This is a genomic window from Chryseobacterium artocarpi, from assembly GCF_001684975.1.
Taxonomy (GTDB): Bacteria; Bacteroidota; Bacteroidia; order Flavobacteriales; family Weeksellaceae; genus Chryseobacterium; species Chryseobacterium artocarpi.
In genome coordinates this window covers 521,208-534,958 of the sequence record NZ_MAYH01000034.1, presented here as the reverse complement: position 1 = coordinate 534,958, position 13,751 = coordinate 521,208, and the positions used below count along the sequence as shown (strand labels likewise).

The window sequence follows — 13,751 nt, the reverse complement described above, 5'->3', positions numbered from 1 at the left end:
AATAGAATTTGCTGCCCTTATCGTGCTTTTAGATTAAAAGCGCTCATAAATTCATTAGCTGAATTTAAAACAGAAATTATATTATGGAACAATTAATTGAAAACAAGCTTATTAAAGCAGATAAAGCGTTTTCGGTGTGGAGAAAAGTGCCGTTTGAGGAAAGGCAGAAGTTAATTGCAAAAGCAGCAGGAATACTTAAAAATAATTCAGAGAAATTTGGCAGGATCATTACCACTGAAATGAATAAACCCATTTCTGAATCTATTGCTGAGGTAGAAAAGTGTGCTTTAATGATGAATTATTATGCCGATGCTGAGAATATCTTAAAACCGGAGAAAGTAGAATCTGAATTTGCTTATTCTGAAGTTCATTATGTTCCGAAGGGTGTAATTTTAGGAGTAATGCCATGGAATTTTCCTTTTTGGCAGGTACTAAGATTCGCTATTCCTGCAATTTTAGCTGGAAATACAGTTGTTTTAAAACATGCTTCAATTTGTTTCGGAAGTGGAAATGCCATCGAAGAAGTTCTTTTGGAATCAGGTTTCCCTGAAGGAATTTTCCAGAACCTTGAAGTAGGACATAAAGCTGTAAAAGAAATCCTTGAGCATGATACTGTAAAAGGAGTAAGTCTTACAGGAAGTGGAAAAGCAGGTGGTGAAGTAGCTTCAATTGCTGGTTTAAATATCAAAAAATCTTTACTTGAGCTGGGAGGAAGTGATGCATTTATCATTTTTGAGGATGGAGATCTTGAAGCAGCAGCAAAAGCCGGAGCAAAATCAAGGCTTCAGAACTGTGGACAAACATGCACGGCGGCTAAAAGATTTATTTTGGATGAAAAAATTGAAGACAAGTTTTTACCAGTTTTCATCGAAGAATATAAAAAATACGAAATAGGAGATCCTTTCAATAAAGAAACGAAATTAGCTGGAATGGCAAGACCTGACCTGGCTGATGAGTTGGAAGCTCAATTCAACAGAGCATTAGAAAATGGTGCAGAAATCATTCTTCCTTTAGAAAGAGTTTCAGAAAATGAATTTAAACCAGGCTTAATCAGAGTTAAAGAAGGAAATCCAATTCTGAAAGAAGAACTTTTCGGACCTCTTGGAATGGTGATGATTGCTAAAAATGCCGAAGAAGCATTACAGATTGCTAATGATATACCTTTCGGACTTTCAAACTCAGTTTGGACACAAAATAAAGAGCGTCAGTTATTCTTTATCGAAAACCTTGAATCTGGAACGGTAAATATCAACAGAATGACAAGTTCTGACCCTCGTTTTCCATTTGGAGGCTCCAAGGCTTCAGGATATGGAACAGAGTTGTCTTTACTGGCTTTAAAAGAGTTTGTAACAGCAAAAACAATTGTAGGTAACTAAAAGCCACAATTACATTATAAATAAAAACTCCCGAAAATCAATTTTCGGGAGTTTTTTATATTTTAACAAAAGCAGCTTTGTTTATACTGTTGTCAATCTCAATGTGTTTGTTTTACCACCTTCATAAGACGGTGTTGCATTAATGTTGATAACGAAGTCACCTGTTTCAATATAACCATAGTTATGTGTTAACATATTTACCTGGATAATTGTCTCATCAGTAGACTTCTTCATATCGTAATAGTAAGCGTGAACACCCCAAAGAAGGTTCAGCATTGTGATTACTCTTCTGTTTCCACTGTAAACGATGATATGAGAATTCGGTCTGTGTGCTGCAAGCTGGAAAGCCGTATACCCTGAATGGGTTAATGTAACAATCGCAGAAACGTTTGTAGTTTTTGCAATTCTTACGGCTGCAAGACATACTCTGTTCGTAATGAATCTCTCATCGATACAGTTGTAGTCTTTTTCAATCGGTTCATTCTTGTGTTGGTAGAAGTGTGTGGTTTCAATGTTTTTTACGATTTTCGCCATGTTTTCTACTACCTGTACCGGATATCTACCTACAGAAGTTTCTCCTGAAAGCATTACCGCGTCAGCACCATCCAATACAGAGTTTGCAACGTCATTTACTTCAGCTCTTGTTGGAGTTAAGCTGTTGATCATCGTTTCCATCATCTGAGTAGCGATAATTACAGGCTTTGAGTAGAATCTTGCTTTTTCTACCAGGTTTTTCTGAATAGCAGGAACTTCTTCCATTGGAACTTCCACACCAAGGTCACCACGTGCAACCATCAGCCCGTCACATTCCAATAAGATCTCTTCAATATTTTTAACCCCTTCAGGTTTTTCAATCTTCGCGATAATCGGAGTTTTGAATTTTCCGTTTGGATGTTTTGCTATTAATTCTTTAAGGTCGATAATATCTTGAGCATGACGAACGAAAGAAAGAGCGATCCAATCTACCTCCATGTCAAGCATGAAATTAGCATCCTGAATATCCTTTTCCGTCAATGCAGGAAGAGATACTAATGTATTAGGAAGGTTTACCCCTTTCTTAGAGCTTAGAGGTCCCCCTTGGATGGTTTTAGCCTTTACAGTATCGATTTCGTTGGTTTCAGTAACTTCCAATACCAGTTTACCATCATCGATAAGAATTCTCTCACCTACCTTTACATCCTGTGGAAACTGTTGGTAAGTCATGTATACCTTAGTAGAATCTCCCTCCATCTTTTCATTCGTGAAGGTAAGAATATCTCCTGGATTCAGATAAGATCCTTCTTTTACGACACCTACTCTTAGCTTAGGTCCCTGAAGGTCCCCTAAAATACCCACTGAATAACCATACTCGCTGTTTAGCTCTCTAATTATTTCAATATTTTTTCGAACTAAGTCGTAATCTGCATGTGAAAAATTTATTCTGAAAATATCAACACCCGCTTTCATTAAATCTAACATCACCTCCTTCGATGAAGAAGCAGGACCTAGTGTTGCGATAATTTTTGTCTTCTTTAAATACTTATTCATAATACTGGATAATTTGATAAAGTTCCTCATCAGAACTCAGTGTGTAATCTTGAATTGGAAACACAAGATTTTCAGGGAGCAAAATTACGGAAAAATCAGGAAACTGTTCCGAACTATGCAGAATATATTCTACATCTACCTGATTATTTAATAAAAATTTAATGTTTTCTTCTTCTGTAAAGAGCTCGGTTTGAACTTTTTTTTGTTTACTTTCAGAAGATTTATTTGAAATAAAGGTGAAACAGGTCTTAGAATACTTGTGATAGGCTTCAAATCTTGGAAAAAAATAATCATAATAATCTCCATGAAAGACAAGATCTTTTTTTCTTGAAAAATTGAGATTATTAGTCTGATTTATTTTGTAGAAAAACTCATGAGCAGGTATATTTTTTGCTAATCTTACCAATCCTATGGCAATATCTTCAAATTCTATATCATCAAGATCATAAAGTTTTTGAATTTCCAAGTATATTTTCTTTTTTATTTAAAATATAGAAAGCCCTTTGTGCTGCCTTTTCTTCAGCTTTTTTCTTGGAAGTCTCCGTTGCATTGGCAATTTTCTCATCTCCCAGCCATACATGGCATCTGAAGACCACAGCTTTATTAGCTTGTATTTCTTCGCAGGTTTCGTACTTTATATTTACCTTCTTTTTCTGGCTCCATTCAAGCAGAAGCCCTTTGTAGCTTACAATTTTGTTCTCAAGCTTGTTAATCTCGGAAGGGGTCAAAAGTTTTTCCAGAATGATTCTTTTACAAGCATCATAATGAAAGTCCAGATATACGGCACCGATTAAGGCCTCAAATAAGTTTCCGGAGATATTTTCCCCTAAAGCGGAAGAATTGTTCTGCTTTTGCAGAAGATTCGTTAGCTTAAGGTCTTCCCCTAATTTATTAAGATTTTTCCTATTAACAATCTTAGATTTCATCTGAGTCAGATATCCTTCATTGGCTTGAGGATAAGTCTGGAACAAATGACAAGAAATAATTGTACCCAAAACAGAATCTCCCAAAAATTCAAGCCTTTCATAATTGCTGTCTTGATTTTTAGAAGAATTTTTTAAAGAAAAAGCCTCGCGGTAAAGAGCAATATTTTGTACCTCAGTACCTAAAACTTTTCTAAGTTCAGTACTGAGAAAATAATCTCTCTCCGTTAATTGTCTTTTTCTTTTTTTGAGAAGGAATTTAGAAAAGTATTTCTGTAACTCCATTCATTGAATTTAGATTTTCTTAAATAGAACGCAAGCGTTATGCCCACCAAACCCAAAAGTATTGCTCATGGCTACTTTTACATCTTTCTTAGCAGCAGTATTAAACGTAAAGTTTAGTCTGCTGTCAATATTCTCATCATCAGTAAAATGGTTGATGGTTGGAGGAACAATACCATGAATAATAGTTCCCAAGGCAGCGATAGCTTCAATAACACCTGCCGCACCTAAAAGGTGACCAGTCATTGATTTTGTAGAATTGATCTGAATGTCATAAGCGTGCTCGCCTAATAACTTAGAAATTGCGTTAGATTCTGCGATATCTCCTAATGGAGTAGAGGTACCATGCATATTGATATGATCTACTTCATCAGCAGTTAAACCTGCATCTTCTAAACAACTTTTCATTACCAGATAAGCGCCAAGACCTTCAGGGTGAGGAGCTGTCATGTGATAAGCATCAGCACTTAAACCACCTCCTTTTAATTCTGCATAAATTGTTGCACCACGTTTTACAGCGTGTTCGTATTCTTCAAGAATAATACATCCTGCACCTTCACCTAAAACAAATCCATCTCTGTCTTTGTCAAATGGTCTTGAAGCTGTTTTCGGATCATCATTTCTTGTAGATAGTGCCATCATTGCATTAAATCCACCGACACCACTTGCTGTAACGGCTGCTTCAGAGCCTCCGCACACAATTACATCTGCTTTTCCAAGTTGGATCAGCATTTTGGAATCGATTATAGCATTTGCAGAAGATGCACATGCAGATACAGTAGTATAATTCGGTCCGTGGAATCCGTACTCAATAGAAATGTGTCCCGGAGTAATATCCGCAATCATTTTTGGAATAAAGAACGGGTTGAATCTAGGAATTTCAGTATTTGCCCATCCTAAAACTTCTGTTTCGAATGTTTCTAAACCTCCGATTCCTGATCCCCAAACTACACCGACTCTGTTTTTATCTACATTGTCTTCTATAATTTTGGAATGTGCTACTGCTTCTTTAGCAGCAACAAGTCCCAATTGGGTATTTCGGTCCATTTTTTTAGCTTCTTTCTTATCGAAATGCTGCAACGGATCGAAATTTTTCACTTCACAAGCGAACTTTGTTTTAAAGTTTGTGGCATCAAAAAGAGTAATCGGAGCGGCTCCGCTCTCACCTTTCACAAGATTTTCCCAGTATTCTTTTGCATTATTTCCTATTGGTGTTATTGCTCCAAATCCGGTTACAACTACTCTTTTTAATTCCATAAACTTTTAAAATTTTCTTTTTTGTTGAAGAATATTATTTATTTACTACTTCTTCGATGTAAGCGATAGCGTGTCCTACAGTAGTAATTTTTTCAGCTTGATCATCAGGGATTTGAATGTTAAATTCTTTTTCAAATTCCATGATTAGTTCAACTGTATCTAGTGAATCAGCTCCTAAATCGTTAGTGAAGCTAGCTTCAGGAGTTACTTCTGTTTCTTCAACGTCAAGCTTATCAGCGATGATAGCTTTTACTCTTGATGCAATGTCTGACATAGTAAATTATTTTTTTAATTGTTAGATGGTGCAAATATATAAAATTCTTTACGATAAAACATTTTTTTAGTCTTTTTTGTGGTGCAGTGACTATCATTTTGGATTAATAAGCTTTAGTGTTTTAGTTTTCAGTTGTTTATATTTTGTTGTATTATAGATGATTAAAAAATATTTACGGAATAGTGGACTTATTTTGTAGATAAAATCATTAAATAAGGCTGGTTTTTGTCATGTAGAGCCTTAAATTGACAGAAAGATTCAGAGTTTTTGTCTATATTTGGTTGTCATGAAATTAACACGTTAGCTTTTTTGAATTAACAAATCCGAATGTATTACCGGAATAGTTCTCTGCTATTCCAATATTTCTATATGTTATATTTAAAAGCTAAAAAATGCAAAATTTCTTCGAAAGTCCTTTTAAAGGCAAGATTATACAAGACCATATTCAAAATCCTAATATTATTGCAGGTAAGTATTCCTATTATTCCGGATATTATCACGGACATTCTTTTGACGATTGTGCCCGTTATTTACTTCCGGACAGGAATGATGTTGATCAACTGATTATTGGTTCCTATTGTTCCATTGGAACAGGTGCCAACTTTATCATGTGTGGAAATCAGGGACATCGCTATGACTGGATTTCAAGTTTTCCTTTCTTTTATATGTCAGAAATTGAATGTTTTAAAGATAGCAAGAATGCTTTTATCCCTGCGGGAGATACTATTATTGGTAATGATGTCTGGATAGGGGCTGAAGCTATGATTATGCCTGGAATTAAAATAGGTGACGGAGCGGTAATAGGAAGCCGTGCCCTGGTTGCAAAAGATGTAGAGCCTTATACTATTGTTGCTGGGAATCCTGCGAAACCTATTAAGAAAAGATTTAATGAAAATCATATTCAATTACTTCTTGAAATGAAGTGGTGGGAATGGGATGAAGACATTCTGAAAGATGCAATACCAATTCTTTGTTCCGCAGATATTGAAAAGCTGTATGAATTTTATAAGAGAATGAAATAGTATATAAAGGCTCTGTTGCAGAGTCTTTTTGTTTTATAATAATTTTAAATACCTGATCTTTTACTCTTGAATATTATTATTAAAGTATTTAACGAATGATTCTTTTAAGAATACAATCTAAAATTTTTCTTATCTTGTCGGTTTAATATATAATGAAGTATTTTCGGAGTTTCTGATGAAATTGTAATGCGCATAAACTTGTATTTAAGCTCGTGTCTTCACAGTATCATCTTTCTGAAATTATAGATAGGTAATAAATTAAATTTTATGATTATTAAACCAAGAGTAAGGGGTTTTATTTGCCTTACAGCTCATCCTGAGGGATGTGAAAAAAATGTTACTGATCAGATTGATTTTACAAGATTAAAAGGGAAAATTGCTGATGGTCCTAAAAATGTTCTTGTCATAGGAGCGTCTACGGGTTTTGGATTAGCGTCCAGAATTGTGAGTGCTTTCGGATCAGATTCTTCTACGATAGGTGTGTTCTTTGAGAAACCTCCAATGGAAGGGAAGCCTGCTACACCAGGTTGGTACAATACTGTAGCTTTTGAAAAAGAAGCTCATGAGAAAGGGTTGTATGCTAAAAGTATTAATGGAGATGCGTTTTCAAATGAAATAAAGCAAAAAACGATAGATCTTATTAAATCTGATCTGAAGAAAATCGATTTGGTAATATATAGTCTTGCTTCTCCAAGAAAAGTGCATCCTGATACGCAGCAAGTTTATAATTCCGTTATTAAACCAATAGGAAAAACTTTTGAAAATAAAACTGTAGATTTTCATTCAGGAACGGTTTCTAATGTTGTAATAGAGCCGTGTACTGAAGAAGAGGTAAATAATACAGTAGAAGTAATGGGGGGCGATGATTGGGAAAGATGGATTGATATCCTTAAAAAGGAAGATGTTCTGTCTTCTGAATGTTTAACTATAGCTTATTCATATGTAGGTCCTGAAGTGACGACTCCAATATACAGAAACGGAAGTATAGGGAGAGCAAAAGATCATTTGGAGCAATCGGCATTTAAAATTTCTGAAAAGCTTAAAGATATTGATGGAAAAGCTTATGTTTCTGTTAATAAGGCTTTGGTTACTCAGGCGAGTTCTGCAATTCCGGTAATTCCTCTTTATATTTCCCTTTTATATAAGGCGATGAAAGAAGAAGGGGTTCATGAAGGTTGTATCGAACAAATCTATAGATTGTTTGAAACTAAGCTGTTTTCTGGAGAGATTCCAACGGATGAAAAAGGAAGAATCAGAATTGATGACTGGGAAATGAGACCTGATATACAGGCAAAAGTATCGCAGTTGTGGGATAAAGTAACTACTGAAAATATTGGGGAAATTGCAGACCTGGAAGGATATAGAAATGATTTCTTTAAACTATTTGGTTTTGGATATGATGCTGTAGATTATGATGTAGACGTCAATGAACTACAAGAAATCCCAGGATTGGTAGAGTAGAATATTTTATATAATAAATTAAATTCCAGTTATTATCATAGGTTTTTATGAAATAGCTGGAATTGTTATTTTCTATCGCCACTTATATGGCTTAAAATAAAAAAAAAGAGAAAATGTATAATACAAATTCTCTTTTTTAAGTGGAGTTGGAGGGATTCGAACCCTCGTCCAAACAAGCAATACATAAGCTTTCTACATGCTTATTCTACCATTGGTTTTCGACTGGAAGCAGAGGATAGACACCCAACTACCAGCTTATCTTCTGAAGTTTTCGAGCTTTAGTCAAAGCTTCTAAAGCCTTATTTCTGCATTCCTATATCCCAGAATCAAACGCCGCAGAACAGAGCATTTGTGGAATATCTTGCTTCCCTACTAAAATCTTCGGGAAAACGCTTGATCTACTATACTTCGATATTAAGCTGCAAGAGCGAACTCTTCGTTGCCAGTTAAAATTTTGTAGCAAGGGATTATAGAGATCGCGCTACGGTTCTCTGCATGCTTACTTACCCATTGGTCTTGCTGTCGAAACCAGTCAACCCCATGTGTAAAGTGAACGCAAAGATAATGCTTTTTGTTTATATATCATTAATGTTGTCTGTTTTGATGAAAAATAAGATCAAAATAAAGATAATGCAGTCCCTGTAATTCAAATGTTTGGTAATTGTGGATAAAAAAATAAAAGGTGTTAACTACCTTTGTTACTAGGTTTTTGCAAAGGTGTAAAGAGTATTATAGATTGTTTCTGGTAATATATTTTGTACTTTAAGAAATAATGCCTAGTTTTGCAATCCAAAATGAGATGTAAAATATGTTAATAATTCCAGTAAAAGATGGTGAATCCATCGACAGAGCATTAAAAAAATATAAAAGAAAATTTGACAAAACTGGTACAGTTCGTCAATTAAGAGCTAGACAACAGTTCATTAAGCCTTCAGTAACGTTAAGACAAGCTAGATTAAAAGCGGCTTACAAACAAAGAGCACTTAGCAAGGAAGAGCAGGCTTAAGATTTTTCTTAACCACATATTAATTCACTTCTTAAATTCTTATATTTGAGAAGTGAATTTTTGTTTTTATACGATAACGATGCTGGATAAATTTTTAGAATATTTGCAGTTCGAAAAGAGGTATTCTCCTCATACTATTACAAGCTATAAAAAAGACCTTGACGACTTTTTGCATTTCTATATGCGAACTGAATCTTCAGAAGATATAACCAAGGCAACTAAGAAAATAATCAGAAACTTTATTGTTGAATTAAGTGAGAATAATATTTCCAAAAGAAGTATTAACAGGAAACTTTCATCTCTTAGAAGTTTTTATCTATTTCTTTTAAAAATTGGTGAGATCAAAGTTTCTCCTACCGAAGGGATTTCTTCCTTGAAGTTTTATGCTGAAAAACAGATTCCTATGTCTAAAGAAGAAATGACGGATCTTAGTGAGCACGTGTTTGATCATATCGATGATATATTGGAAAAATCTATAATAGAGGTACTTTATCAAACAGGAATGCGTAAGGCAGAACTTTGTGGTCTGGTATTTGAACATGTAGATTTAAATGAAAATGAATTAAGGATCATAGGAAAAGGGAATAAACAAAGGGTAGTTCCTATTTCCAATGATTTGTCTGAACTTCTTAAAAGTTATTTGGAAATAAGAAATCCACAGACAGAATTTAAATCATATTTCTTTGTCAACAAGAAAGGGAAAAAACTCAACGAAAAATTTGTTTATGTGGTAGTTAATAAGTACCTTAGTCTTGTTACAACAAAAGAAAAAAAAAGTCCTCACATCCTTCGGCATAGCTTTGCTACTCACGTATTGGATAATGGGGCGGAGATCTCCAAAGTAAAAAAAATATTAGGGCATTCCAGTCTTGCCAGTACTCAAGTCTATACGAATGCTAATATTGAACAATTGAAAAAAGTGTTTAATCAGGCTCACCCTCGAGCATCAAAAAAAGAAGAATTATGAAGATCACAGTTCAATCAATTGGTTTAACTCCACACGAACCACTAGAATCACACATCGACAAAAAAGTAGGTAAGCTAGATACATTCTATGACAAAATTCAAGAGTGTAAAGTATTTCTAAAAGTAGAAAATAATGCTGATAAAGCTAATAAGACAGCCGAGATTATTTTGGCGGTTCCGGGTGATGATATCGTAGTAAAGAAGACTTCGGCAAGTTTTGAAGAAAGTTTGGACCTTTGTGTTGATACAGCTAAAAAGCTATTAATCAAGAAAAAAGAAATGGCATAGAAAAAAAGTTAAAAAAAAGTTTATAAAATATTTGAGAATTCAAAAAATCTGTTCTATATTTGCACTCGCAAAAAAGGAACAGCGATCTTTTGAATTCTTTTTTATTAAATGCCTCCATAGCTCAGTTGGCCAGAGCACGTGATTTGTAATCTCGGGGTCGTGGGTTCGAATCCCTCTGGAGGCTCAATTTAATATAAAATATCTGGGGAGATTCCAGAGTGGCTAAATGGGACTGACTGTAACTCAGTTGCTTCGGCTTCGTAGGTTCGAATCCTGCTCTCCCCACATTTTATATTAGAAAAAAATCTTGCAAGATTAAAAAATAATTCTTAGTTTTGCACAGCGTTTACCAATAGTTTTGGAAACAAAATTGCGGAAGTAGCTCAGTTGGTAGAGCGTCAGCCTTCCAAGCTGAATGTCGCGGGTTCGACCCCCGTCTTCCGCTCCATAAAAATCACTTTAAACGGTGATGTTTTTTAACACTGAAATGTGTAGAGTAGAGTTTCTCAATCAGTTTCAGTCAAATTATTAAATGCCTCCATAGCTCAGTTGGCCAGAGCACGTGATTTGTAATCTCGGGGTCGTGGGTTCGAATCCCTCTGGAGGCTCAATTTAATATAAAATATCTGGGGAGATTCCAGAGTGGCTAAATGGGACTGACTGTAACTCAGTTGCTTCGGCTTCGTAGGTTCGAATCCTGCTCTCCCCACATTTTATATTAGAAAAAAATCTTGCAAGATTAAAAAATAATTCTTAGTTTTGCACAGCGTTTACCAATAGTTTTGGAAACAAAATTGCGGAAGTAGCTCAGTTGGTAGAGCGTCAGCCTTCCAAGCTGAATGTCGCGGGTTCGACCCCCGTCTTCCGCTCCATAAAAATCACGCTTTTTAGTGTGATTTTTTTAATTAGTGCCGACTTAGCTCAGCGGTAGAGTGCTTCCTTGGTAAGGAAGAGGTCACGGGTTCAAGTCCCGTAGTTGGCTCTCGAAGTTCCCGAATTTCCTTCGGGAATTTTTTTTTGCTCAAATTTTAACGATAAAGAATAAAGCAGATCACAAGAAAAAGAGTAATCATGAAAATTTTCGCTAAATTCGTGTAAAATAATTTTTGATGAATATTCTTTTATTAGAAGACGATCTTATTCTTTCTGCAGAGCTTTGCCGATTTTTAGAATCAAACAATTTTACCTGTGATAAAATCTATGACGGAGAAACTTTTCTTCGCCAGATTAAGAACAGTACTTATGATCTGTATTTACTGGACATTAATGTTCCTAAGATAAATGGGCTGGATGTTTGTCAGACTATTCGTTCTTTTGATAAGAATACGCCTATCATTATTATTTCAGCTTATGGAGACATCTCGGATAAAAAAGATGCCTTTACAAGACTTGCTGATGATTATCTGGTAAAGCCATTTCAATTTGAAGAATTACTTCTAAGAATTAATTCTTTATTAAGAAGAAAAATGCCTTCAGATAATGCTGATCAGGACATTATCAGAGTTGACGACCTGATCATTAATAAAACTGAACAGAAAGTGTATCGTGGAGGGAATGAAATTACTCTTACCTTAAAGGAGTTTCAATTATTGGTTTATTTGGCAGAAGCACAAGGAAGAACTGTATCCAAGCAACAGATTACAGAACACGTTTGGGAACATAATTTTAATACCAATACGAACACGGTAGAAGTATATATCAACTTTCTAAGAAAAAAAATCGATAAAGATTTTAAAATAAAATTAATCCACACACGTTCAGGCTTCGGATATTACCTAAGCCCATTATAGATAATGTCTTTAAAAAGAAAGATAGCGTTAACGATCAGTATTGCCTTTTCATTGCTTTTTGGAATGGTGATGGCTGTTATTTATTTATCTTTTAATGATTTCAGGAGAGATGAATTTAAAGAAAGGTTCAGACAGCGATTGGAGTTCACCACACATTTTATTTCGAAGTCTAAGGATTTTGAGGAAGAAGCTCCCATTTTTTTCAATGAAAATTCTGATAATATTCTTTTGAATGAAAAGATTTTAATTTTCAATGATCAGAAAGAGCTTATCTATAGTACGATTAAAGACCGTAATGTTACATGGGATAATGCCATGTTGAATGAACTGGATAAAAAGAAAATTATTTATACAGAAAAAACGGTTCCTGAAATCTATGCTGCTCTTAGAAATATTAATGGAGAAAATTATTATATCCTTACGAGTGCCTTTGATACCAATGGTAAATCAAAACTTGATTACCTTAAGTATCTTTTGATTGCTTCATATGCAATGAGTACACTTCTTATCGGGTTTTTTAGTTATTATTTTGTTGAAAAATTTCTTCGTCCGCTAGAAGATCTAAATAAGGAGATTTCAGAAGTTACAGCGCATAAGCTGACAACGCAGATTCCGGTTCAGAATTCCAGTGATGAAATCAGTGTTCTTGCAACTTCATTTAATACAATGATCACAAGGCTTGATGATGTATTTCAATCACAAAAGGATTTTACAGCAAGTGCTTCACATGAAATCAGAACTCCGATTACGAGAATGGCTTTTCAACTTGAAAACCTAATCAAATTTGAAGAGCATTCTCCAAAAACCATGTCTTCTTTACAGCAAATTCAGAGGGATGTTTATCAGTTATCGGATCTTACCAATTCATTATTACTTCTTACAAAGTTCGATAAAGAAAATATTCAGAGTATTTATGAAGAGGTGAGAATTGATGAAGTTATTTTTGAAGCTTTTGAAGCAGTAGAGAAAAGTTACCCAGATCTTAAGCTGGATTTTTTGATTGCTGAAGATACTTCTGAAAATGCTTTTCTTACCATTCGTGGGATTCAATCATTATTAGTCATTGTTTTTATTAATTTGTTTAAAAATGCAGCCGTTTACTCAGACAATAGCCAGGTGAAAGTTTTAATTATAGAAACAAGTGATCGCCTTTCAGTAGAAGTGATTTCTAATGGTGATACTATTTCTGAAGACGAACAGCCAAAATTGTTTGAAGCTTTTACAAGAGGCAATAATGCTCAGAATATTTCAGGTTCTGGTTTAGGGCTCAGAATTGTAAAACGAATTCTTGAATATCATGATGCGGAAATTGTGTATTCCTCTCCATTAGAATTTATGAACAAATTTACAGTCATTTTCAAAAAATAAATGCTATCCAGTTTTCATTCGGGAGAAATAGTGCATTATTTTGTTAAACCAATGATTAATTTTTGGAAGTAAAATTCAATACTCAGAGAAAAAAAACATTTTTATATCATGTTGAATATTCTGTAAATAATTTATTACAGGGCATTTTTAATATTTTTTTAAGGATCCTTTAAGTTTCTTTTAATTACATCAGATCAATTTTGTAAATAAA

General features: G+C 34.4%; 13 protein-coding genes, 7 tRNA genes and 1 other RNA gene. 15 read left to right on the top strand and 6 right to left on the bottom strand.

Annotated features, from left to right (window positions below):
* Positions 1–83 precede the first annotated feature (83 nt).
* On the top strand, positions 84–1,376 hold the full coding sequence (locus BBI01_RS14010; protein ID WP_065395269.1) for an aldehyde dehydrogenase family protein: 1,293 nt from the start codon (positions 84–86) through the stop codon (positions 1,374–1,376).
* Positions 1,377–1,457: 81 nt separating this feature from the next.
* Here BBI01_RS14010 and pyk read toward each other — a convergent pair whose 3' ends face one another.
* Genes pyk through BBI01_RS13985 form a run of 5 tightly spaced genes read right to left on the bottom strand, consistent with a single transcriptional unit; the run spans position 1,458 to position 5,639 of the window.
* Positions 1,458–2,903, bottom strand: a complete 1,446-nt coding sequence (gene pyk, locus BBI01_RS14005; RefSeq protein ID WP_065395268.1) for a pyruvate kinase — start codon at positions 2,901–2,903, stop codon at positions 1,458–1,460.
* On the bottom strand, positions 2,896–3,369 hold the full coding sequence (locus BBI01_RS14000; RefSeq protein ID WP_065395267.1) for an IPExxxVDY family protein: 474 nt from the start codon (positions 3,367–3,369) through the stop codon (positions 2,896–2,898). The genes pyk and BBI01_RS14000 overlap by 8 nt, the downstream gene beginning before the upstream one ends.
* Positions 3,347–4,111, bottom strand: a complete 765-nt coding sequence (gene rnc, locus BBI01_RS13995) for a ribonuclease III (RefSeq protein ID WP_065395266.1) — start codon at positions 4,109–4,111, stop codon at positions 3,347–3,349. Before rnc ends, BBI01_RS14000 begins: the two co-directional genes overlap by 23 nt.
* Positions 4,112–4,120: 9 nt before the next feature.
* The gene (gene fabF / locus BBI01_RS13990) at positions 4,121–5,365 is read right to left on the bottom strand and encodes a beta-ketoacyl-ACP synthase II (protein ID WP_065395265.1); all 1,245 of its coding nucleotides are present in this window, start codon (positions 5,363–5,365) and stop codon (positions 4,121–4,123) included.
* A gap of 34 nt (positions 5,366–5,399) precedes the next feature.
* Complete coding sequence (locus BBI01_RS13985) at positions 5,400–5,639, bottom strand: acyl carrier protein (RefSeq protein WP_002976354.1); 240 nt, start codon at positions 5,637–5,639, stop codon at positions 5,400–5,402.
* Positions 5,640–6,031: 392 nt separating this feature from the next.
* Here BBI01_RS13985 and catB point away from each other — a divergent pair, with 392 nt between their 5' ends.
* Complete coding sequence (gene catB, locus BBI01_RS13980) at positions 6,032–6,661, top strand: type B chloramphenicol O-acetyltransferase (protein WP_065395264.1); 630 nt, start codon at positions 6,032–6,034, stop codon at positions 6,659–6,661.
* Positions 6,662–6,928: 267 nt separating this feature from the next.
* Complete coding sequence (fabV, locus tag BBI01_RS13975; protein ID WP_065395263.1) at positions 6,929–8,122, top strand: enoyl-ACP reductase FabV; 1,194 nt, start codon at positions 6,929–6,931, stop codon at positions 8,120–8,122.
* Positions 8,123–8,260: 138 nt separating this feature from the next.
* Here fabV and ssrA read toward each other — a convergent pair.
* Positions 8,261–8,662: a transfer-messenger RNA gene (gene ssrA, locus BBI01_RS13970) on the bottom strand.
* Between the two features lie 268 nt (positions 8,663–8,930).
* Between ssrA and rpsU the strand changes: the two genes are divergently transcribed.
* The 12 genes from rpsU (at position 8,931) to BBI01_RS13910 (ending at position 13,540) form a co-directional block, all read left to right on the top strand.
* The gene (gene rpsU, locus BBI01_RS13965; protein WP_034687383.1) at positions 8,931–9,128 is read left to right on the top strand and encodes a 30S ribosomal protein S21; all 198 of its coding nucleotides are present in this window, start codon (positions 8,931–8,933) and stop codon (positions 9,126–9,128) included.
* A 79-nt stretch (positions 9,129–9,207) separates the two neighbouring features.
* Positions 9,208–10,095: a tyrosine-type recombinase/integrase gene (locus BBI01_RS13960; RefSeq protein WP_065395262.1), complete on the top strand. Its 888-nt coding sequence runs from the start codon at positions 9,208–9,210 to the stop codon at positions 10,093–10,095.
* On the top strand, positions 10,092–10,382 hold the full coding sequence (locus tag BBI01_RS13955; RefSeq protein ID WP_065395261.1) for an HPF/RaiA family ribosome-associated protein: 291 nt from the start codon (positions 10,092–10,094) through the stop codon (positions 10,380–10,382). Before BBI01_RS13960 ends, BBI01_RS13955 begins: the two co-directional genes overlap by 4 nt.
* 110 nt (positions 10,383–10,492) lie before the next feature.
* Positions 10,493–10,566, top strand: a tRNA-Thr gene (locus BBI01_RS13950).
* A gap of 20 nt (positions 10,567–10,586) precedes the next feature.
* Positions 10,587–10,667: transfer RNA gene (locus BBI01_RS13945), tRNA-Tyr, on the top strand.
* A gap of 87 nt (positions 10,668–10,754) precedes the next feature.
* Positions 10,755–10,830, top strand: a tRNA-Gly gene (locus tag BBI01_RS13940).
* A gap of 86 nt (positions 10,831–10,916) precedes the next feature.
* A tRNA-Thr gene (locus BBI01_RS13935) sits at positions 10,917–10,990 on the top strand.
* A gap of 20 nt (positions 10,991–11,010) precedes the next feature.
* Positions 11,011–11,091: transfer RNA gene (locus BBI01_RS13930), tRNA-Tyr, on the top strand.
* A gap of 87 nt (positions 11,092–11,178) precedes the next feature.
* Positions 11,179–11,254: transfer RNA gene (locus tag BBI01_RS13925), tRNA-Gly, on the top strand.
* A 38-nt stretch (positions 11,255–11,292) separates the two neighbouring features.
* Positions 11,293–11,364, top strand: a tRNA-Thr gene (locus tag BBI01_RS13920).
* 127 nt (positions 11,365–11,491) lie between these two features.
* On the top strand, positions 11,492–12,172 hold the full coding sequence (locus BBI01_RS13915; RefSeq protein WP_065395260.1) for a response regulator transcription factor: 681 nt from the start codon (positions 11,492–11,494) through the stop codon (positions 12,170–12,172).
* A 3-nt stretch (positions 12,173–12,175) separates the two neighbouring features.
* On the top strand, positions 12,176–13,540 hold the full coding sequence (locus BBI01_RS13910) for an ATP-binding protein (protein ID WP_065395259.1): 1,365 nt from the start codon (positions 12,176–12,178) through the stop codon (positions 13,538–13,540).
* Positions 13,541–13,751: the final 211 nt, after the last annotated feature.

Coding starts and splice junctions, on each gene's coding strand:
- BBI01_RS14010 (WP_065395269.1), top strand. CDS start 84: ATGGAACAATTAATTGAAAACAAGCTTATTAAAGCAGATAAAGCGTTT.
- pyk (WP_065395268.1), bottom strand. CDS start 2,903: ATGAATAAGTATTTAAAGAAGACAAAAATTATCGCAACACTAGGTCCT.
- rnc (WP_065395266.1), bottom strand. CDS start 4,111: ATGGAGTTACAGAAATACTTTTCTAAATTCCTTCTCAAAAAAAGAAAA.
- fabF (WP_065395265.1), bottom strand. CDS start 5,365: ATGGAATTAAAAAGAGTAGTTGTAACCGGATTTGGAGCAATAACACCA.
- BBI01_RS13985 (WP_002976354.1), bottom strand. CDS start 5,639: ATGTCAGACATTGCATCAAGAGTAAAAGCTATCATCGCTGATAAGCTT.
- catB (WP_065395264.1), top strand. CDS start 6,032: ATGCAAAATTTCTTCGAAAGTCCTTTTAAAGGCAAGATTATACAAGAC.
- fabV (WP_065395263.1), top strand. CDS start 6,929: ATGATTATTAAACCAAGAGTAAGGGGTTTTATTTGCCTTACAGCTCAT.
- rpsU (WP_034687383.1), top strand. CDS start 8,931: ATGTTAATAATTCCAGTAAAAGATGGTGAATCCATCGACAGAGCATTA.
- BBI01_RS13960 (WP_065395262.1), top strand. CDS start 9,208: ATGCTGGATAAATTTTTAGAATATTTGCAGTTCGAAAAGAGGTATTCT.
- BBI01_RS13955 (WP_065395261.1), top strand. CDS start 10,092: ATGAAGATCACAGTTCAATCAATTGGTTTAACTCCACACGAACCACTA.
- BBI01_RS13915 (WP_065395260.1), top strand. CDS start 11,492: ATGAATATTCTTTTATTAGAAGACGATCTTATTCTTTCTGCAGAGCTT.
- BBI01_RS13910 (WP_065395259.1), top strand. CDS start 12,176: ATGTCTTTAAAAAGAAAGATAGCGTTAACGATCAGTATTGCCTTTTCA.